A 17,499-nucleotide genomic window follows, 5' to 3' on the forward strand; every position below is an offset into this window, starting at 1 on the left:
GGGAAAATCAAGAACCGGAGGGCAAAATGGACCAACGGAAAATCAGAACGCTTCCATTGTGCTGCATGATGATCGGCGCCGTGCTCGGCTCGGGCATCGTCATCCTGCCGCCCCTGGCGCTGGATACGGCGGGGCAATGGGCCATCGCAGGCTGGGGGCTGACAGCGGCCTTCGGCGTGGCCTTCGCCTATGTCTTCGCCAGGGTGGGAACCCTGTTCCCGGGCGAAGGGGGCGCGGCCAGCGCGGTAAAGCGGGCCTTTGGTCCCGTGGCCAAGCGGTTGGCCGCCTATTTCCTATCAGGGGCGGTGCTCTTCGGCCCGGCAGCGGTGATCCTTACCGTTGTCGAATACCTGCCCCCGGCGATCACACCTGCCACGGACGCCGGTCGGGCAACGCTGGCCGCCGCCATGCAGGCGGGCTGCGCCCTGCTCCTCGCAAGCGGCTTGCGGAACATGAGCCGTTTCACCCTGGTCCTGGCCTCCTCGGCCACCCTCCTGCTCCTGACCGGCTCCGGCCTGGTCCTCGCCTTTCACTCCGTCCCGCCCGAGCCTCTGCCCCCCATGGACGCCCCGGCCATGGGCTACACCCTGCTCCTGCTCTTCTGGGCCGTGGTCGGCTGGGAAGTGGTGGGCAACTACGGGGACGAGGTGGCCGAGCCGAGCCGGACCATCCCGCGCGCCGCAGTCATCGCCGGGCTGGTTGTCGGGCTGGTCTCCCTGGCCGTGGCCGCCGCCCTGCAATACGGCGAGTTTCCCCCGGAGGCCGGGCACGGTGTGGCCGCCCTGCTGCACCCTCTCTTCGGCCAGGCCTCGCCCTGGGTCATGGCCGGTATGACCGCCGCCCTGTGCGTCACCACCTACCTGACGGTGGTCGGCGCAGTCTCCCGCCTGACCGCTCACATGGCGCAGGAGGGATGGCTGCCCGCCTTTCTGGACAGGCGCAACCGACACGGCGTCCCGTGGACGGCCGTCGCCCTGTACACTGCCTCGCACCTCGTCCAGTTCGCGCTCGTCGGCTTCGGCGTCCTCGACCTGGCCGGGCTGGTGGCCATCGCCGACGGATTCTTCCTGTCCAACGCCCTCCTCGGAACACTGGCCGCTGCGCGCCTGTTCACCGCCCCCCTGCCCCGAGCCACCGCAGGGCTCCTCGCTCTGTGCGTCCTTATCGTCCTGCTCCAGTCGCCCTGGCAGGTGCTCACGACCGAAGGCGTCATGATCCTGGCCGTCATCCGGCCCGGAGCCCGCAGGGTACGCCGTGCCGAAGACCCCCTCCGGCCTTGACAACAGGCCGCTTTCCATCGACGATTCGCCAGGCCGGACGCATCCATATCCAGAAAGAATTGGACGATAGCGGGTCCGGCGCATAACCGTGCAGACATGGAGAAATCAATGACGATATTCGGCACTTCCGTTCCGTTCTACAAGATGCAGGGCTGCGGCAACGACTTCGTGGTCATCGACAACCGCGAGGCCAAGGTCGACCCCGGCGTCATGGACCTGTGGGCCCAGAAACTCTGCGCCCGCGCCTTCGGCGTCTACGCGGACGGCGTCTTCTTCCTGGAGGAGACTGACGAGCCCGGCCTGGACTACCGCTGGCACTTTTACAACTCCGACGGCTCCCGCGCCGAGATGTGCGGCAACGCCTCCCGCTGCGCTGGCAAGCTGGCCCACGCCATCGGCCTGGCCCCGGCAACCCACACCTTCGGCACCGACGCCGGCCCCATCCGGGCGGAAGTCCTGGTGGACGGCCCGGACGCCGGACGGGTCAAGGTCCAGCTCACCCCGCCACTGGGCAAGGAGACCAACATCCGCATCGACCTGGACGGCGAGCCGCTGACCGTGCACTTCGCCGACACCGGCGTGCCGCATACCGTGGTCTTCGTGGACGACGTCGAAGCCGTGGACATCATGGATCTCGGCCCCAAGATCCGCTACCACGAACAGTTCGCGCCCGCCGGGACCAACGTCAACTTTGCCCAGGTCAAGGACGAGAACACCATGCTCCTGCGCACCTACGAGCGCGGCGTGGAAGCCGAGACCTACGCCTGCGGCACCGGTGCCGCCGCCACCCAGCTGCTGGCCAACGCCCTCGGCCTGACCGAAGGCCGGGCCGACCTCACCACCACCGGCGGCGAAGTGCTGACCGTCTTTCTCGAAGACGACAACGTCTTCCTGCAAGGCGCCGCCGAATTGACCTTCAAGGGCGAGGTCTACCTCGAACCCCTCGGATTGATTTAAGACTTTCATAACAAGCATTGGAAAGGCCGCCGGTACTCATCGGTGGCCTTTTTTCGTGCGATTGCGACACGACACGTAGGGAGGCCTCCGGCGATCCCTTTGGGGAGCCTTACCGGCGGTCTCCTTCGGAGAGACCAGGGCGCTGCCCTGGACCCGTCAAAGGCCGAGGGCCTTTGGAATCCCATAGCTCGCTTCGCTCGAGTACGTGCGGAAGCCAAGTTCGTGCCGCTTTTGCGGGGACGGACTGGTCGCTCGCGCCCGCCGTGCCGGGTGGTGGTTTGCGCCGGGGGCTAATTTTGGGAATTGCCGGGAGCAGGCTGTCGATATTTGGTTTGGAAGGAGAGAAGAAATATAGTGTGATTAGTGAGTTAAGAAAAAAATGAGACTCGGTAGATTTTGCCCTTAACTCGAATGAAACATTCGGGAAGGGCCTTTTCAAGTTCCTCCGCCCTTGAGCGAAGCGAACTATAAAAAGTTTAGGAGGGGAGAAGGGGATGGGGGTTCCCCTTTCCCTCGGCCGCCGGAGGCAAAAAAACCACCCAGCCTGGCGGGAGCCGGGCTGGGGGGTTTACCGTGGGCCAAGTTCAATTAGTCGACTTTGGCGTAGGAGGTGGCGGGGGCGTTGCAGATGGGGCACTTATCGGTGGGTGCGCCGTTCTGGGTATGACCGCATACGCTACAGATGTAAAATTCAGCATCGGCGAAGGTGTCGCCATCGGCTTCGAGAGCCTCGGTGTAGAGGGCGGCGTGAACTTTTTCGGCCTCGTTGGCAAAGCCGAAGTAACGCAGCACTGCGTTTTCGCCTTCTTCCTTGGCGTCGTCCATCATCTCCGGATACATCTTTTCGAATTCGTAGGTCTCGCCGGAGATGGCGGCCTTGAGGTTCTCCTCGGTGGAACCGATTCCCTTCATGAGCCGCAGGTGGGCGTGGGCATGGATGGTCTCGGCGGCGGCAGCGGCGCGGAACAGCTTGGCCACGCCGGGCTTGCCCTCTTTTTCGGCCTTGTCGGCGAAGGCAAGATATTTACGGTTGGCCTGGGACTCACCAGCGAAAGCGGCTTTCAGATTTTCAATGGTTTTGCTCATGTCTATCTCCTCGGATAAGGGTTTTTTGATTTGTTGAAAGCGGTTGTACCGAAATCTTCAACACATAGCAAGCAAATAATAATGATTCCTATTAAGAGGCTCGCAGACTGCCATCTATGCGTTTTGCAGGTGGCCGTTGCAGGTCTGGCATATATTAGATGGTGAGGAGAAAAAGTAAAGGGGGAGTGCCGGAAATGGCCTAATGGTATTCAATAGAGGTGCTGGACCCCGGTTGGGTTGGCAAAGTGGAAAATAAAGAGCCGCCCCTACCCGGAAGGAAAGGATGACGTTCCCGGGTAGGAGCGGCTCAAACCCGCTTGGCTAGGGGAGCTATGCTCCCGGAAAAGATCAGGCGGTGCGGGTGAACAGAGTGAGTGCAAAGGCCGCCATGGCGGCAGCGGAAGCGGCGGTATTGCGCGCACGCCTGGAAAGATGGTTACGGCGGGGGGCCGGGGTGTGATTGGTGCGGTCTTGCAGGGCCATCATCGAAAGTCGGGTATCGCATTCCATGCTCATGATCGTCTCCTTGTCCTTTGGTGCAAACGGGTTACGCCGTGCGGCGGTTTTCCATGACTCACCAATTACGGAAGGTGTGGGCCGCAATCCAATTGTTTGTTGTGATGCACTTGTTCAGCTTTTCCGATGGTGTTACAGTTCTTCATCGGATGGGCCGATCAAGAAGCGATAACTACAGTGATAAAAGGATATTATGGAACTCTATCAAATTAACACTTTCGTCGTTGTCGCCGAGGAAGGCCATCTGACCCGGGCGGCGGAACGGCTGCACGCAAGCCAACCTACGGTGTCGGCCCATGTGAAAGGGCTGGAGGAAGAGCTGGAAACCCGCCTGTTTATTCGTACGCCTAAGGGGATGCAGCTCACCGAAGCGGGTGAGCGGCTGTTTATCAGGGCCCAGGGGGTACTCAAGGCGGTGCGTGATTTGAAGCTGGAAGCGCGCAACATGGGCGGCGAGCTGGTGGGTGATCTCTCCCTGGGGCTGAACACGGATGCCGAGTATCTGCGCATCGTCCCCCTGCTCAACTCCCTGAGCGAGCAGCACCCCAAGATCACGCTACAGATCCAGCAGTCGGCGTCCAGCTCGGTGCAGGAGGCCATCCGGCGCGGGCGGCTGGATTGCGGCTTCATCTTCGGGCCGCCCCGGCACAAGGACATTCACGCCGTACTCCTGGAGACCACCCGGTTCTACGTGGCCGTGCCGGACGTCTGGCGGGACCGCATGGAGCATGGCATGCAGGCCCTGGCCGAATTGCCGTGGATTCTCGACCCGGGCGATAACCCGGTGCAGCAGCTGACCACGCCGTTTTTCGATTCCCTGGGATTCAAACCCAGGAACTTTCTTGAAGTGGACGGAGACGAAGTCATCCGCGTGCTGGTGGCCGCGGGCAAAGGCATCTCCTTCATGCGCCAAAACGAACTGGACATGGCCAACCGCTTCGGCAAGGTCCACGCCATGCCCTTCGACGCCCTGGCCATCGACCTTCATTTCGTTTGCCTCAGACGGCACGACCAGGACCCGGTCATGCAGGCGGTCATCGACCACGTGACCAAGGTGTGGAGCACTTAACCACTTGCCCCGCACAGCCTAAGTCCACCCGCCCGACCTTCGAAGCAAAGCGCCTTTTCTATTACCTTAAAAAAGAAGAAATCACCCACTTCGCGCCAAAGGAGCGAGAATGGGGATGCAAGGGGCCCCCCTTGCCCGCGGGAGGCGAAATCACCCGAGACTCGCCGCCGCAGGGCGGCAACAGCCTCTGATCCAGGACGCTGCAAACGAAGAAGGCAAGGATACAGACCGGCCCGGCAGGCTTTGTGGAGCCTAATCTTCTTTGACCTTGCGCGTCCCGGCGTAGAGCTCGTATTCGAGCAGACGGCATTCGATCTTGGCGTTGAAGAAGATGCGCCGCCGCCGGGTGCGCAGCCCCACGCACTTGGCCAGCCGGGAGTTGCCGGTGAAGATGAAGCCGGCCTTGCCGCCGCAGGACTGCTTGAAGAAGTCGCCGATGCGCCGGTAGACCGGCTCCAGTGCCTTTTCCTCGCCCAGCCGCTCACCATACTCCGGGTTGAGCATGACAATGCCCGGCCCTTCGGGAACCTCGGTGTCGGCGAAATCGCAGACCGCGAACTCGATGAAGTCACCCACTCCGGCGATGCGCGCATTGTCCCTGGCCGCCTCGACGGCTTCAGGGTCGTAGTCCGTGGCGATGATCCGCCCGGCGAAGTCCGGGGTCTCGCTGTCCTCGGCCCGGTCGATCATCTCGTCCCAGGCCGCCGGGTCGTATCCCTTGAGGTGCATGAAGGCAAAATTATCACGCAGCAGACCGGGCGCGCCGTTCATGGCCATGAGCGCGGCTTCTATGGCCAGGGTTCCGGCCCCGCACATGGGCGCGATGAAATGGCCGCCCTTGCGGGCCAGCTCCGGCCAGCCCGAGGCGAGTACGCAGGCTGCGGCAAGGGTCTCCTGCATGGGGGCCTTGTGCGGGCGCTTGCGGTAGCCCCGGCGCGGCAGGGGGTCGCCGGTAGTGTCCAGATAGAGGGTGGCTTCCCGTCCGCGCCAGTGCAGAAAGAGGCAGACCCCCTTGGTTTCCGGACCGGAGTCCGGCCTGGAGCCGAACCGCTGCTGGAACCGGTCTGCCACGGCGTCCTTGACCCGCAGCGCGGCGAAGCGGGAGTCGTTGACCTCGGTGTCGCGGATGCTGGCGTCCACCCGGAAATAGCCGTCCTTGTCCATGTACTGTTCCCACGGCAGCTTGTTCACCACCGCGTAGAGTTCGTCCGGGCCGCGCGCGTCGAATCGCTTGAGCTCGTACAGCACCCGGTGACCGGTGCGGACCCAGAGGTTCAGGCGCATGCAGTCGGTCAGGGTGCCGGGCACCATGACCCCGGCATCCAGGGCATGGGTTTTGGCGAAGCCAAGGGCGCGGAGTTCCGCTTCCAGATATTCGGGCATGGCCTTGGGACAGGTGACCAGTATGGGGGCGGTCGTGTTGAAAAGAGACATGAAAAACTCGTCTGGGTTAGAGGGGGCGCAGGTTCCACTCGTCGGTGGAGCCCGCTTCGACCGGGGGAGCCGGTGCGACGGCTTCCGGGGCGGCGGCTGATCTTTCGCGCGGCACGGACAGAGCCAGCAGGAAGCCGAAAGTTATGGCTGCAGCCGTGGCCGGATCATAGAGCAGCGGCGTGGTCATTCCCTGGGCGAAGAGCCCGGCCACCAGCCCCGCGCCCATGCGGGTCAGGCGGCGAAACAGGAGAATGAACACGACGGTGAGCAGCCCGACCGGTGCGAGCATGCCCCAGCCGAGGGTCAGCCTGAGCCAGAAAGAGGGCACCTGCGGCAGATAGGCTCCGAACAGGGGCGACTGGCCCGTGGCCGCCTGCCAGATGGCGCTCATGCCCGGCGGGAAAGCCAGCGGCAGAGGATCTGTCACGGGCAGGCCCGTCAGTAGCAGGGCGGAATTCTCCGAGAACAGCCGGAGGGACTCCACCCAGAGCCAGTAGTCCGCATAGCGAATGGCGTCCGAGGCAGTGGGGGGGAGCAGAAAGCTCACGAAAATCAGGACGGCGCAGGTCAGGGCGTAGAGCAGCCGGTAGCGCGCCTTGCCCCGCCCGAAGCAGAGCACGGCCCAGGCCGCCGCGAACAGGCCGGTGCGCGAGAGGCAGGTCAGGAGAGCGATCAGGATCATGGCCCGCCAGGCTGCTTTTCCCTGGTCCGGCTCATGACAGCCCCCCTGGTTGCCGCCTGGCTTGAGGGAAGCGCACAGCGCCACGACAAGAAGTCCGGAAAGGACATCCGCATTGCCGATCCAGCGCACCGTGGGCACGGTCTGGTAGGCGAAGACTTCCACTGCGAAATCGATGATGCAGACCAGGGAAAGCAAGGCACCGAAGCGCTGGAAGTCCGCCCTGTCCGGGAGGCCGAAGGTTCCGGCCCAGAGCAGACAGAAAAGCAGGATGACCGCCGGGGCCGACTCGTGCAGGTAGGGCAGAAGAGGCGAGAGCGCGGCGGTGATGTCGGCGGCGTAGACCATGAGGCCCGTGCAAAGCAGCAGAAAGAGCATGCCCTGGAAGAGAAACTTGACGCCGAACGGAGTGCTCCCGCCTTTGCCCCGCAGGGCGGCCAGAGTCCCGAGTCCTGCCAGGAGCAGCCATGGGATGTAGATTGGCAGGTCTGCAAAGTCGCCCAACAATCCGCGCATGATGGCTGTCCCCAGCGGGACCGCCCCGTAGGCCACGGCAAGGGGCACGGCGGTCAGCCCGCCCCGGGCCCAGGTTGCGGATTTAGTGCTGCTCATACGCACCGTCAATTATCGTGTTCTGCCGTTTAGGTAAAGGAAGGGCTGGGCCGGAGGAGAAGTATTTGTGCCTCAGAGTCTTGGCGATATCACGAAATTTCAGTATACTAGGGCATTAGTTCTAATCGAAAAATAGCAGAACATGCCGAGATGATTGGATAAAATGGTGTAACTAATAAATGGAAACACAACTCCCCAAGATTCTTAAAAAACTTGTCATGTGTCTAGAGATAGTTTAGAGTTTCTCAACGCTATCCGCTCAGTGGGATGAGGATGGTCAACGCATACCTGTGGGGGTAGACCATGAAAGGATACGCGATCGTCGCTTTGAGGAAGGCGGCACACATTAGCATGTTCATGCTGCTATTGGCCCTGTTGCCCGGCTGCGCGGTCGTCGGACCGTTGTTGAGCGTCGGCGGCATGGCCGGTCTCGCGCCGCTCCAGTATGCGTCTACCGCGTATACCGTCGGCGAGTTTTCCTATGAATATGCGGTCAACGACCAGGACCCCGGCGAGGTTATCGAAAAGAAAGTCGATGCCGTGCTCACGGGCAAGGCCTTTCTGTTGCCCGACTTCACGCCCGGTGTGCAGCAGGCCGACACTGCTGACGCTCCGGTCATGACCGCCTCAGCCGAAACGCCGCAGACTCTGCCCGCACTTTCCGCCGAGGCCCGCCACAAGCGCATTGAGCAGCTTCTGGGCCGCCGCGCCGTTCAGGCGGAACGGCTTGAGCTCCGCCGCCTGGCTTTTCTCGAAGCCCGGCGCAAGGACACGCTCTCCCTGCGGCTTGCGGACGCACCCCGCTCGCCCGGCTTGAACGCGGGATACGCTGGCAAGGCCACGCTCAGGTAGACTGAACGCCGCCAGTTGCAGAGGAGAAGAGGGAGATGACTCCCTCGGATTCGTCCTGCCCTGGGGCTCAGGCCTTCATATCGTTGCGCTTTGCCGCGATGCCCTAGCCCGGTATCCTACGAAAATGCGGGCAGGGCTATTTCCATCATCTTTTTTCCGCTCCCCCCATCCCCATCCCCTCCTGAGCTTTTGAGTGCCGCGCGACTTTCCGACAGCAAAAACCAGCTAAAATAACACATGATTTGCGTGCATGGCCGTATCTGGCGGTCCGCCCGACCCCGGCCGGGCAAGGGCGAAATTCCGTTTTGCGCATTGCCGGAAAGGGAAAAAGCAGGTACGCACAAGCCTGATCCTTCGTAGCCTTTGAGGGAAGTTCCGCGGAGTTGGCGATCGTGCCCGCACCTCGGAACAAGGTTTATGCACCTATTAATCAAGGAGTCCTGACATGCCCAAATACGTTATCGAACGCGAAATCCCTGGAGCCGGCAAACTCACGCCCGAAGATCTGAATGGAATCTCCCAGAAATCCTGCAGCGTCCTCAGCGAGCTCGGCCCCCAGGTCCAGTGGGTGCACAGCTATGTGACCGACGACAAGATCTACTGCGTCTACATCGCTCCCGACGAGGCGTCCGTCCTGGCCCATGCGGAAAAAGGCGGCTTCCCGGCCAACTCCGTAGCAGAAGTCAAGACGATCATCGATCCGACCACGGCGGAATAGATTCGAAGAAAGCGAAAGCCCCTGGCCCCTGCGCCAGGGGCTTTTTTCGTGGGCTGCTTCAAGGTAGACTGAGCTTCGATTCGCGCAGTGGCCAAGTTGCCGATTTCGATCCACAGGATTGGATTTCAAAAATTACCCGGCGAAAAGCGGATGGTTTCCGGATGGCCTTCCGGGGTAGGAAAAGACATGAGCGATCAGGGTAAACGGATGGCCGCGCTGCGATCGGGCCGTCAGGCAAATCGGAGGGCGCATGGCTCCATACGACGATGACGAAGTCCGCTGGAAGGCGGTGAAGGAGCGGGACAGGGACGCCGCCCACGAATTTTACTATGGGGTCCGGACCACAGGCGTATATTGCGTGCCGGGGTGCGCCTCGCGTCTGCCCCGCCGGGAGAATGCCGTGTTTTTCGATACCGCCGAGGCCGCTGAAGCCGCCGGGTTCCGGGCCTGCAAGCGGTGCCGTCCCGACGACCCGGCCCATGCCCATATCCCCTTGAAACGGATCATGGCCGCCTGCCGCACCCTGGAGCGGGCCGTGGAACGAGGCGAGCGTCCGCCTGGAGTGGCGGAGTTGGCGCGGGACACGGATATGAGTTCATCCCGCTTCGGACGGTTGTTCAGCAAACTGGTGGGCATCGGCCCCAAGGAATACGTGCAGGCCCTGCGCGACGCCGGAGTGCGGGAAGCCCTGGCCTCGGGCACGCCGGTGACCCGCGCCCTGTTCGACGCAGGCTACAGTTCGGCCAGCCGGTTCTACGAGCGCGCGGAAGGTGTGCTCGGCATGCGTCCCGCCCGTTACCGCAAGGGCGGCAAAGGCCTCTCCATCCGCTACGTGGTGACCGAAAGCCAACTCGGGCTGGTCCTGGCCGCGTTCACGGGAAAAGGCGTCTGCGCCATCGAGTTGGGTGATACCCCCGAGGAACTGGCGGCATCACTCCGGGCCCGCTTTCCCGGAGCCGTCGTCAAGGAATGCGAACCGCAACTGGACGAACAGGTGCGGGAGATCGTCTCCCTCATCCGAACGCCGGGCAAGGGCCTGTCGCTGCCCCTGGATATTCGGGGCACCGCGTTCCAGCAGCGGGTCTGGCGCGCCCTGCGGGACATTCCGGCGGGCGAGACCCGCACCTATAGCCAGGTGGCGGAATCCCTGGGCGAGCCGGGCTCGGTCCGCGCCGTGGCCTCGGCCTGCGCCCGCAACCCCCTGGCCGTGGCCGTGCCCTGCCACCGGGTGGTGCGCAAGGACGGCAGCCTGGCCGGGTACCGCTGGGGCCTGGAACGAAAGCGCGCCCTGCTCGAAGCGGAACGGCACGGACGGCCGGGAGAAGAAGGCGACGAGCCGGATCAGTCCTGAATCTTGTCTTTCACCTGACGAAAGAACTCCTGAAGAAAATGGGGCGAGGTGAGCCTGCCGTTCACGTCCAGCCTGTCCAGCAGCGCCACGTGGTTGCCGCGCGGGGTGGTGGTGGGCAGGAAGAAGAGCTCGTGCGAATCGCCGCCGGGCACGGCCATGGTGTGGACCCAGTGCCTGTTGTGTTGCCGCCAGTCCGCTTCTGAGGAGCCCCCCTCGGTCTCTTTTGCCAGCACTTCTATGAAGCCGGACAGGGGCAGCCTGCCAGGCACGCCGAGGAATTCGTTCTGGTCGTTGCGGATAACGATGGGTGCGTTGAGCAGGGTCGCGGGCGGGCCGTCCGGGATGATCTGGTCCTCCTGAAGCTCCAACACACCCTGCTCCGGTTCGGCGGTCTCCTTTTCCAGGGCGTAGGAGGTGACGCCGCCTTCCGGGTCTCTGACATTGACTATCTTGCGCGCGCGGACCCGTTCAGGCTGTGCGGGCTGGTGCTCCGGGCGAGGTTCGGCCGGCTGCTCCGGCTCCGGTTCCGGCTTCCGGGCGGCGGGCTCGTCCGGAGCGGCTGCCCGGGGTGCGGGCATGACCGGTTCCTCCGCCTGCCGGGCGAGGAGTTCGTTGAAAAGTTCCATGTTGCGGGTCTCGGCCTCCACCAGCGCGTCCACGGCCGCCTCCAGCCGCTCCAGCCGCTGGGCGGACTTGGCCTGGGCCGTGGCCAGGGAGGCCATGCCGTGCATCATCTTTCCAGCGGTCTGGAAGAACTGCTCCAGGTACTCCGCGGAGACACCACCCTGGCCCGATGGGGTGGGGGCGGGTTTCGTGCGTCCGGCGGGAGCGGCCTCCTCCTTGAAGCGTTCCTTGAGGAACTTGGCGGTCTCGGCCACGGACATGCCCTTCTCGAAGCAGTCGCGAATGGCCAGACAGACATCGCCGGCTTCCTTCTTGAAACGGATGGGCTTGCCCCTGGTCAGAACGTGGATGAAGCCGGGGAACTTGCGCCGGTAGCTCTTGATGGTGGTTTCGGAGACCGAACAGAGGTTCGCCAGGTCTTTATGGGTATAGGTATCTTCCATGATGACTGCTCATGCGGAGGGGTTTGCGGACCTCCCGCCGGGTGGCCAACCGGAGTTGGCGGGGGCGGGACCGGAGCCGGGCGTTCCAGATGCTGGAGAGGGCCCGTGGCCGTGCCGTGATGGCGGTGAGAGTTGCGTGTTTGCCGAGTCGAACGATCACTTTTTCCGGTAGGGAGACAGGGCCGAGCCGGATCACACAGACCTCCTTTTCGTGGAAAAGAATCCGCGTATCGTCACCCATCGTCACCCTTGTGAAACAAGGGCAAAAAGGGCAACGAAGCTTATCGGATTATTATCTAGAAAAGGTCTGGAAGTCAACCGGAGACACCCGGTTCGGATTTGTCCGTTGGCCGGGCCGGACTCCTTTTCGCGGCAGGTTTACAGCCGCCTGCCGATTTCGTGGAGGATGCGCCTGGAGGACTTTTCATTGCCCCACAGCCCCACCCGGACCGAGACGGAGAGAAGATTTTCTCCCACCTGTTCCAGGTAGACGGTCACCCGCTCGTTGGTGACCTTGCCCTGGATTTCCCCGTCACCTCCGTCGCGTTTCTCCTTGAGGACCGGGATGCTCATGTCCTTGAACGCGGCCTTGGTCGCGGAGATGCCCGAGGGCACGTCGCTGTGGAAGGTGCCGACGCTCTTGCCGTTGACGTAGGCGTAGGTGCCTGCGGCGGCAGCCCCGCCGACGATGACCGCACCGCAGCCGGGGAGCGCCAGCAATGAGAGAATCAGGAGCAGGGGCAGGATGCTGTTTCGCGCCATGGCGTTAGTCCTTCTCCGTGGGCTGGTAGATGTTGATGACCTTGACGTCCTTCTTCTTGACCGTGGCCGGTTCCTCCTGGAAGGAGCCCGCCGGGGTGGTGATGAAGCTGTAGGTGTCGGCGCTGTCCGAGCCAAGGTAGACGCGGGAGTCGCTGAAGTGGAGCTCCCTGTCCTCGCTGTTCACGATGGTGAAGGTGTGCTGATCCTGGAAGATGATCTTCTTCCAATGCTGGAGATCGTCCAGCCGGGTAAGGCTGACGACCGTGGAGGAGCGCCCGTTGAGCTTGCCGGAGATATAGATGTAGTACTTGCCTATCTTGTTCAGCTTGGTGATCTCCATGGCGTTGCCGTCTGCCAATTGCAGATCGCCCACCGGCCCTATGGTGATATTCTCAACGATGGCGTTGGCATCGGCGGCGCTGTCCGGAGCAGCCTCGCCGGATTCAGCCGTGGCGTTTTCGGCAGCAGGGTCTGCCGGGACGTCTTCCTTGCCCGCGCAGGCGGCAAGGAGGAGCAGGATCAGGAGCAGGGAAAAAACGGTCCGCATGCGGGTCCTCCGAAATGGTCTTGTTTCTGGGCCAGCCCTAACAGGTAATGGACGGAGAATCCAGTCCGGGGAGCAGGGGCGCGTACACTCTCTTACGCCTTCGGCTGCCTGCCTTGGACACGCTGCCAAACGCGTTCACCGAACGGAAAGACAGCGGCCCCTACCGGTGACTCGCCATCGGTGCCAGGTCCTTATGCGCGGTGTCCCCGGGCGTCGCGTCCTGCGCTTTCTCCGCTCCCCATTCGGATTCGGGCAACAGGAAGGCATATCTGCCAAGCAGCTTCTCGCTGGTCCCGTCTTTCAGCATCTCGTCGAAAATGCGGGACAGTCTCACTGCCATTCCTCCATTCTCCTTATTCAGAGCATGGTAAAAATAGCCTGTATACAAGGGAGGGGACGCGTTAAATTCTCTTGTCAGATGCGGGGATTCCGCCAGCTCCAGAAATGTCGTGTGCGTCACGAAGGCTGCCAGGTGGCCGGCGCGGAGCGCGCCGAATCCCTGTTCCAGCGAAGCGAAGGCGGTTGTGCGGAGTTTGTTTTCCCTGGCCAGGTTCCTTGTGGTCATGTCGCCTCTCAGATAGCCGACCTTTCCCTGCCGCAGGTCTCTCCATGTCTTTATCCCGGGACGGGATCGAACGGTGTAGGCGACGAGTGATGTTTTGAGGAGCGGCGTCGCCGACAGGACGATATTGTCGTTGCCCTGGGCCGCGACATCCGTACGCCCGGCGCTGGCATCAAGTACCTGCGCCGAGGTCTCGGCGAAATCGCGCAACATGGGAATGTAGATGAAACGTACAGCCATCCCCGCCCGCCGGTACGCCTCTTCTATCAGGGCTTCGCATTCAGGCAAGGGCTCCTGCGGCCCCTTGAGTTCGGGCATGCCCACGATGCACTCCTGTCCCGCTGAAGCCGGAGAGAGGAGCAATTGGAGAAGGAATATCGTCCATGCAAGAATTCGCATCGACGTAATATACCATTTTTATGGAACAAACCTATTATAAAATGGTTAATTGAAACTCGTGCGGCCTATACCGAATAACGGCATGAGAAAATCCCGGCGTTATCACCTCGGGCGTCTTCAGGACCGGCTCGAGGTGGACGTTTCCCACACAGCCGCACAGTCTTCGCCACGGGATGCCCCGGAGCCAACCACGCTGGGGCTTCCTTGATATGGGACCGGAGCTGCACCCACGACGCCTTAGATGCGGCATTCGTCTATGCATGCAATTGATTTTTTACATTCTTGTCGGGCGTCTTTACAAATCTTAATGTTCGCGTTTCGTACATTACCTCCTAACCAAGTATGGTTCTTACCGTGTTTCTTGAGGCATACTATTTGCTTTTTGTGAACAAACCATAAGGAGGAGATCATGATTCGTGCTGTATTCAAATCGTGCATTGCGGTTGCAATACTTTTGATGCTTGGCACCTCTGCCCAGGCCGCCATGTACACCTTTTACGGTGATCAGCTGCAGCAGCCGGCGTATCCCCTGGCCGCACAGGCCGAAGCAGAATTCCAATCCTACCTGCCTGCAGTGGCCTATGGCACCTACGGACCATTCTCTCATATCGAATTCATGTATAATGGTTCGCCCACCGGAATCTCTGCGGAGCACTCCATCGTCTCGACTGAATGGGTGCATGATTTCAACACCCCGATAAACGCCGTTGGCTTTTTTTTGCAAAGCATTGCCGCCGACACATCGAGGCTTAGCGTGGGGTATATCAACACCCTGACAGGGGCGAATTACTATTTTGATCTTCCCCATCTGCCGGCAGATCAACTAGTCGGCGACGATACGCTCTTCTGGGGTTACATCAACACGGACGAAACCTTTGACCGTGTGGCGATAGGCGGGATGGGCAGTTCCCTTGGCATGGCAAACATACAGATCGGCTGGAACAACGAACCCACCGGCAACCCGGCTGTCCCGGAACCCTCCACCATGCTTCTGCTGGCCGTGGGCCTGGGCGGTCTGGCCGTCTGGCGCAAACGATCCGCATAAAGGGGCTCCGTCAGCCTCGTAGCGACATGACATGCCGTATTTCACCATGGCGGTGTGTCTATACCCCCAAAAAGTAGGGCCACTCCCCATAATGGGAAGTGGCCCTTATTGATGGCCGTTTATGTTGGGATGGCGGGTTGCGCCATGGGCAGCGACACCTTGACATCGCCCAGGCGCACAGGCTCATGGTTCTTTCGGTAGCCTTGGCTTTGCCCGCCCCAGATATTTCTCCATTAAACCCTCGGCAATCATTTCCCTGAAGGACCGCTCCAGCAACGGAACCAGGTGGGCGTGCTTCTTGTTGACCACGTGATACACCTGTATCTCATAAAGATCTTTGGACACGACAAAATTCGTGTCGGGAAATTGTTCCATGTTGATAAGCAGCATCGTCTTTGCAGCAAACAAGACGTCCAGACGGCCTTCGATAAGCATCTTTAGGCCGGTAGTTAGATAATCGATCCGGTGCAGATGCGCGTTGCTCCCGGAGGCAATGGAAATGGCGATCAGATCGCCCCGCAGCACTCCGGTCAATAGTCCGTTCAGGTCCTCCAGATCATGGATTTTTTTATTACCCTTGATTGTGACCGCGACCAAACTTGTTGTAAAGAGAGGCACGGGCACCTTTATGATGTTGGGATATTTCTCGACAACTATGGGGTTCCTGAGGCCGCTCCCGTCAAGCTCGCCGTGGTTGGTCTTGTCCAGATCCCTCAGTCCGGGAAGGTACACGAACTCCACGGCCACGCCGATCCGGCCATAGGCGTCCTCCAGAAGATTCTCCAACTCAATGGCTTTACATTCCGCGCGGACCTGGCAATGCATGCCGATGACATGGACCTCCCCGGCCAATGCCTGGCTTGCACATAAAAAAAACACTGCGGCAAAAACAATAACGGTACGCATTACGTTCCCAGTATAGTGCACCGCTGTGTCCTACATATTATTTTTTCATATTGGCGATGCTTGTGTTTTTCCTTGTGCTTATATAATCTAAAATATCAATTTGTGACTATACGAGCAAAATATCCATGATCGCCAAAGTCTCCTGCGCCGCCTTGATGGGCATCGACGCCTTCAAGGTCGAACTCGAAGTTGATTTCTCCCGCTCCGGCATGCCGTGTTTCACCATGGTCGGCCTGGCCGAGGGCGCGGTAAGGGAATCCAAGGAGCGCGTCTTCTCTGCCCTGAAAAACTGCGGGTTCAAGGTCCCGCCCGCGCGAATCACCGTAAACCTCGCCCCTGCGGACGTCCGCAAGGCGGGCAGCGCCTATGATCTGCCCCTGGCCGTGGGCATCCTCTGCGGCATGGGCGTGCTGGACAAGGCGCAGGCCGAGGGCTGGTTCATGGCCGGGGAGCTCTCCCTGACCGGCGAGCTCAAGCCCATCCCGGGCGTCCTGCCATTGGCCCTGGCCGCCCGGCAGGAAGGCGGCAGGGGCATCATCGTCCCAGAGGCCAACGGACGCGAAGGCGCGGTGGTCAACGACATCCCGGTGGTCGGCGCGCGGGACCTGGGCCAGGCCGTGCGCATGCTGCTGGGCGAGGAGGCCGTGAAACCGGCCTGCGTGGACATCGACACCCTTTGGGAGGAGCGCAGGGACTTCCTGCTCGATTTCTCCGAGGTCAAGGGTCAGGAGCATGCCAAACGGGCCATCGAGATCGCCGCGGCGGGCGGACACAACCTGCTGTTCATCGGCCCTCCCGGCTCGGGCAAGACCATGCTCGCCAAACGCATCCCAACGGTGTTGCCCCCCCTGCGCTTCGAGGAAGCCCTGGAGGTGACTAAAATCTACTCCGTGGCCGGGCTGCTGCCGCCGGACCGCGCCCTGCTGGTTACCCGGCCCTTCCGCACCCCGCATCACACCATCTCGGACGTTGGGCTCATCGGCGGCGGCCGCTATCCCCAACCAGGAGAAGTCTCCCTGGCCCACCGGGGCGTGCTCTTTCTGGACGAGATGCCGGAGTTCAAGAAATCCGTGCTCGAAGTGCTCCGCCAGCCCCTGGAGGACGGCGAGGTCTCCATTTCCCGCTCCCTGGTCTCCCTGCGCTATCCGGCGGACGTCATGCTCGTGGCCGCCATGAACCCCTGCCCGTGCGGTTACCTGACGGACGAAACCCACCCCTGCGAGTGCACGCCCATCGCGGTGCAGCGCTACCGCTCCCGCATCTCCGGCCCGCTGCTGGACCGCATCGACCTCCAGGTGGAGGTGCCCGCCGTACCTTACGAGGACCTCAGCCGGACCGGCAGCGACGTGGACTCCGCGTCCATGCGAAAACGTATCGGTGCGGCCCGGACCGTGCAGCGGGAACGCTATGCGGACCTGCCCATCCTGACCAACGCCGACCTGGAGGGCCGCTCCCTGGAGACCTTCTGCCAGGTGGGCGACGACGGGCACGCGTTCATGCGGCGGGCCGTCCAATCCTTGGGCCTTTCTGCCCGCGCCTACACCCGCGTGCTGCGCATCGCCCGGACCATCGCCGACCTGGACAACGCCGACGCCATCGACACCGGCCACCTGGCCGAGGCCATCAGCTACCGCAGCCTGGACCGGCAGGGGTAGAA

The 17,499-nt window shown here is 61.8% G+C and carries 17 protein-coding genes; 8 read left to right on the forward strand and 9 right to left on the reverse strand.

All coding sequences use genetic code 11. From position 1 onward, the window contains the following. Window positions 1-26 precede the first annotated feature (26 nt). Both GM415_RS04700 and dapF read left to right on the forward strand, forming a co-directional pair. Window positions 27-1,280, forward strand: a complete 1,254-nt coding sequence (locus GM415_RS04700; RefSeq protein ID WP_158946673.1) for an APC family permease — start codon at window positions 27-29, stop codon at window positions 1,278-1,280. A gap of 108 nt (window positions 1,281-1,388) precedes the next feature. After that, on the forward strand, window positions 1,389-2,237 hold the full coding sequence (gene dapF, locus GM415_RS04705; protein ID WP_158946674.1) for a diaminopimelate epimerase: 849 nt from the start codon (window positions 1,389-1,391) through the stop codon (window positions 2,235-2,237). Between the two features lie 588 nt (window positions 2,238-2,825). Here dapF and GM415_RS04710 read toward each other — a convergent pair. Further along, window positions 2,826-3,323, reverse strand: a complete 498-nt coding sequence (locus GM415_RS04710; RefSeq protein WP_158946675.1) for a rubrerythrin family protein — start codon at window positions 3,321-3,323, stop codon at window positions 2,826-2,828. Window positions 3,324-3,671: 348 nt separating this feature from the next. Beyond that, a complete protein-coding gene (locus GM415_RS04715) occupies window positions 3,672-3,839 on the reverse strand; it encodes a hypothetical protein (RefSeq protein ID WP_158946676.1) in 168 nt (55 codons plus the stop codon). Between the two features lie 193 nt (window positions 3,840-4,032). On the opposite strand from GM415_RS04715, the gene GM415_RS04720 reads away from it, so the two are divergent. Then, entirely contained in the window at window positions 4,033-4,908 is an 876-nt protein-coding gene (locus GM415_RS04720; RefSeq protein ID WP_158946677.1) for a LysR family transcriptional regulator, read from the forward strand. A 252-nt stretch (window positions 4,909-5,160) separates the two neighbouring features. Here GM415_RS04720 and GM415_RS04725 read toward each other — a convergent pair whose 3' ends face one another. Next, the gene (locus GM415_RS04725; RefSeq protein WP_158946678.1) at window positions 5,161-6,342 is read right to left on the reverse strand and encodes a THUMP domain-containing class I SAM-dependent RNA methyltransferase; all 1,182 of its coding nucleotides are present in this window, start codon (window positions 6,340-6,342) and stop codon (window positions 5,161-5,163) included. 16 nt (window positions 6,343-6,358) lie between these two features. Beyond that, on the reverse strand, window positions 6,359-7,633 hold the full coding sequence (locus GM415_RS04730) for a hypothetical protein (protein ID WP_158946679.1): 1,275 nt from the start codon (window positions 7,631-7,633) through the stop codon (window positions 6,359-6,361). 303 nt (window positions 7,634-7,936) lie between these two features. On the opposite strand from GM415_RS04730, the gene GM415_RS04735 reads away from it, so the two are divergent. From GM415_RS04735 to ada, 3 genes are all read left to right on the forward strand, one after another. Next, window positions 7,937-8,485 (forward strand): hypothetical protein, encoded by a 549-nt coding sequence (locus GM415_RS04735; RefSeq protein ID WP_158946680.1) that lies wholly within the window; start codon window positions 7,937-7,939, stop codon window positions 8,483-8,485. 445 nt (window positions 8,486-8,930) lie between these two features. After that, window positions 8,931-9,203, forward strand: a complete 273-nt coding sequence (locus tag GM415_RS04740; protein ID WP_158946681.1) for a DUF4242 domain-containing protein — start codon at window positions 8,931-8,933, stop codon at window positions 9,201-9,203. Between the two features lie 250 nt (window positions 9,204-9,453). After that, window positions 9,454-10,554: a bifunctional DNA-binding transcriptional regulator/O6-methylguanine-DNA methyltransferase Ada gene (gene ada / locus GM415_RS04745; protein WP_158946682.1), complete on the forward strand. Its 1,101-nt coding sequence runs from the start codon at window positions 9,454-9,456 to the stop codon at window positions 10,552-10,554. On the opposite strand, the gene GM415_RS04750 is transcribed toward ada, so the two are convergent. The 4 genes from GM415_RS04750 to GM415_RS04765 all read right to left on the reverse strand — a co-directional run bounded on the left by GM415_RS04750 (window position 10,545) and on the right by GM415_RS04765 (window position 13,810). Beyond that, window positions 10,545-11,621, reverse strand: a complete 1,077-nt coding sequence (locus GM415_RS04750) for a MerR family transcriptional regulator (RefSeq protein WP_158946683.1) — start codon at window positions 11,619-11,621, stop codon at window positions 10,545-10,547. The genes ada and GM415_RS04750 overlap by 10 nt on opposite strands. 378 nt (window positions 11,622-11,999) lie before the next feature. Continuing rightward, a complete protein-coding gene (locus GM415_RS04755; RefSeq protein ID WP_158946684.1) occupies window positions 12,000-12,383 on the reverse strand; it encodes a DUF3568 family protein in 384 nt (127 codons plus the stop codon). Window positions 12,384-12,387: 4 nt separating this feature from the next. Next, window positions 12,388-12,930, reverse strand: coding sequence for a hypothetical protein (locus GM415_RS04760; protein WP_158946685.1), 543 nt, complete (start codon window positions 12,928-12,930; stop codon window positions 12,388-12,390). 160 nt (window positions 12,931-13,090) lie between these two features. Beyond that, entirely contained in the window at window positions 13,091-13,810 is a 720-nt protein-coding gene (locus GM415_RS04765) for a substrate-binding periplasmic protein (RefSeq protein WP_158946686.1), read from the reverse strand. Between the two features lie 490 nt (window positions 13,811-14,300). On the opposite strand from GM415_RS04765, the gene GM415_RS04770 reads away from it, so the two are divergent. Beyond that, entirely contained in the window at window positions 14,301-14,936 is a 636-nt protein-coding gene (locus GM415_RS04770) for a PEP-CTERM sorting domain-containing protein (protein ID WP_158946687.1), read from the forward strand. A 183-nt stretch (window positions 14,937-15,119) separates the two neighbouring features. Here the strand turns inward: GM415_RS04770 and GM415_RS04775 are convergent, their stop codons facing one another. Continuing rightward, window positions 15,120-15,842: a substrate-binding periplasmic protein gene (locus GM415_RS04775; protein WP_158946688.1), complete on the reverse strand. Its 723-nt coding sequence runs from the start codon at window positions 15,840-15,842 to the stop codon at window positions 15,120-15,122. A gap of 125 nt (window positions 15,843-15,967) precedes the next feature. Between GM415_RS04775 and GM415_RS04780 the strand changes: the two genes are divergently transcribed. After that, entirely contained in the window at window positions 15,968-17,497 is a 1,530-nt protein-coding gene (locus tag GM415_RS04780) for a YifB family Mg chelatase-like AAA ATPase (RefSeq protein ID WP_158946689.1), read from the forward strand. Window positions 17,498-17,499 lie beyond the last annotated feature (2 nt).

The organism is Pseudodesulfovibrio cashew (assembly GCF_009762795.1).
GTDB lineage: Bacteria > Desulfobacterota > Desulfovibrionia > Desulfovibrionales > Desulfovibrionaceae > Pseudodesulfovibrio > Pseudodesulfovibrio cashew.

Excerpts from the sequence above, each read along its gene's own strand:
- GM415_RS04700 (WP_158946673.1), top strand. The coding sequence starts at position 27 with ATGGACCAACGGAAAATCAGAACGCTTCCATTGTGCTGCATGATGATC.
- dapF (WP_158946674.1), top strand. The coding sequence starts at position 1,389 with ATGACGATATTCGGCACTTCCGTTCCGTTCTACAAGATGCAGGGCTGC.
- GM415_RS04710 (WP_158946675.1), bottom strand. The coding sequence starts at position 3,323 with ATGAGCAAAACCATTGAAAATCTGAAAGCCGCTTTCGCTGGTGAGTCC.
- GM415_RS04715 (WP_158946676.1), bottom strand. The coding sequence starts at position 3,839 with ATGAGCATGGAATGCGATACCCGACTTTCGATGATGGCCCTGCAAGAC.
- GM415_RS04720 (WP_158946677.1), top strand. The coding sequence starts at position 4,033 with ATGGAACTCTATCAAATTAACACTTTCGTCGTTGTCGCCGAGGAAGGC.
- GM415_RS04725 (WP_158946678.1), bottom strand. The coding sequence starts at position 6,342 with ATGTCTCTTTTCAACACGACCGCCCCCATACTGGTCACCTGTCCCAAG.
- GM415_RS04730 (WP_158946679.1), bottom strand. The coding sequence starts at position 7,633 with ATGAGCAGCACTAAATCCGCAACCTGGGCCCGGGGCGGGCTGACCGCC.
- GM415_RS04735 (WP_158946680.1), top strand. The coding sequence starts at position 7,937 with ATGAAAGGATACGCGATCGTCGCTTTGAGGAAGGCGGCACACATTAGC.
- GM415_RS04740 (WP_158946681.1), top strand. The coding sequence starts at position 8,931 with ATGCCCAAATACGTTATCGAACGCGAAATCCCTGGAGCCGGCAAACTC.
- ada (WP_158946682.1), top strand. The coding sequence starts at position 9,454 with ATGGCTCCATACGACGATGACGAAGTCCGCTGGAAGGCGGTGAAGGAG.
- GM415_RS04750 (WP_158946683.1), bottom strand. The coding sequence starts at position 11,621 with ATGGAAGATACCTATACCCATAAAGACCTGGCGAACCTCTGTTCGGTC.
- GM415_RS04755 (WP_158946684.1), bottom strand. The coding sequence starts at position 12,383 with ATGGCGCGAAACAGCATCCTGCCCCTGCTCCTGATTCTCTCATTGCTG.
- GM415_RS04760 (WP_158946685.1), bottom strand. The coding sequence starts at position 12,930 with ATGCGGACCGTTTTTTCCCTGCTCCTGATCCTGCTCCTCCTTGCCGCC.
- GM415_RS04765 (WP_158946686.1), bottom strand. The coding sequence starts at position 13,810 with ATGCCCGAACTCAAGGGGCCGCAGGAGCCCTTGCCTGAATGCGAAGCC.
- GM415_RS04770 (WP_158946687.1), top strand. The coding sequence starts at position 14,301 with ATGATTCGTGCTGTATTCAAATCGTGCATTGCGGTTGCAATACTTTTG.
- GM415_RS04775 (WP_158946688.1), bottom strand. The coding sequence starts at position 15,842 with ATGCGTACCGTTATTGTTTTTGCCGCAGTGTTTTTTTTATGTGCAAGC.
- GM415_RS04780 (WP_158946689.1), top strand. The coding sequence starts at position 15,968 with ATGATCGCCAAAGTCTCCTGCGCCGCCTTGATGGGCATCGACGCCTTC.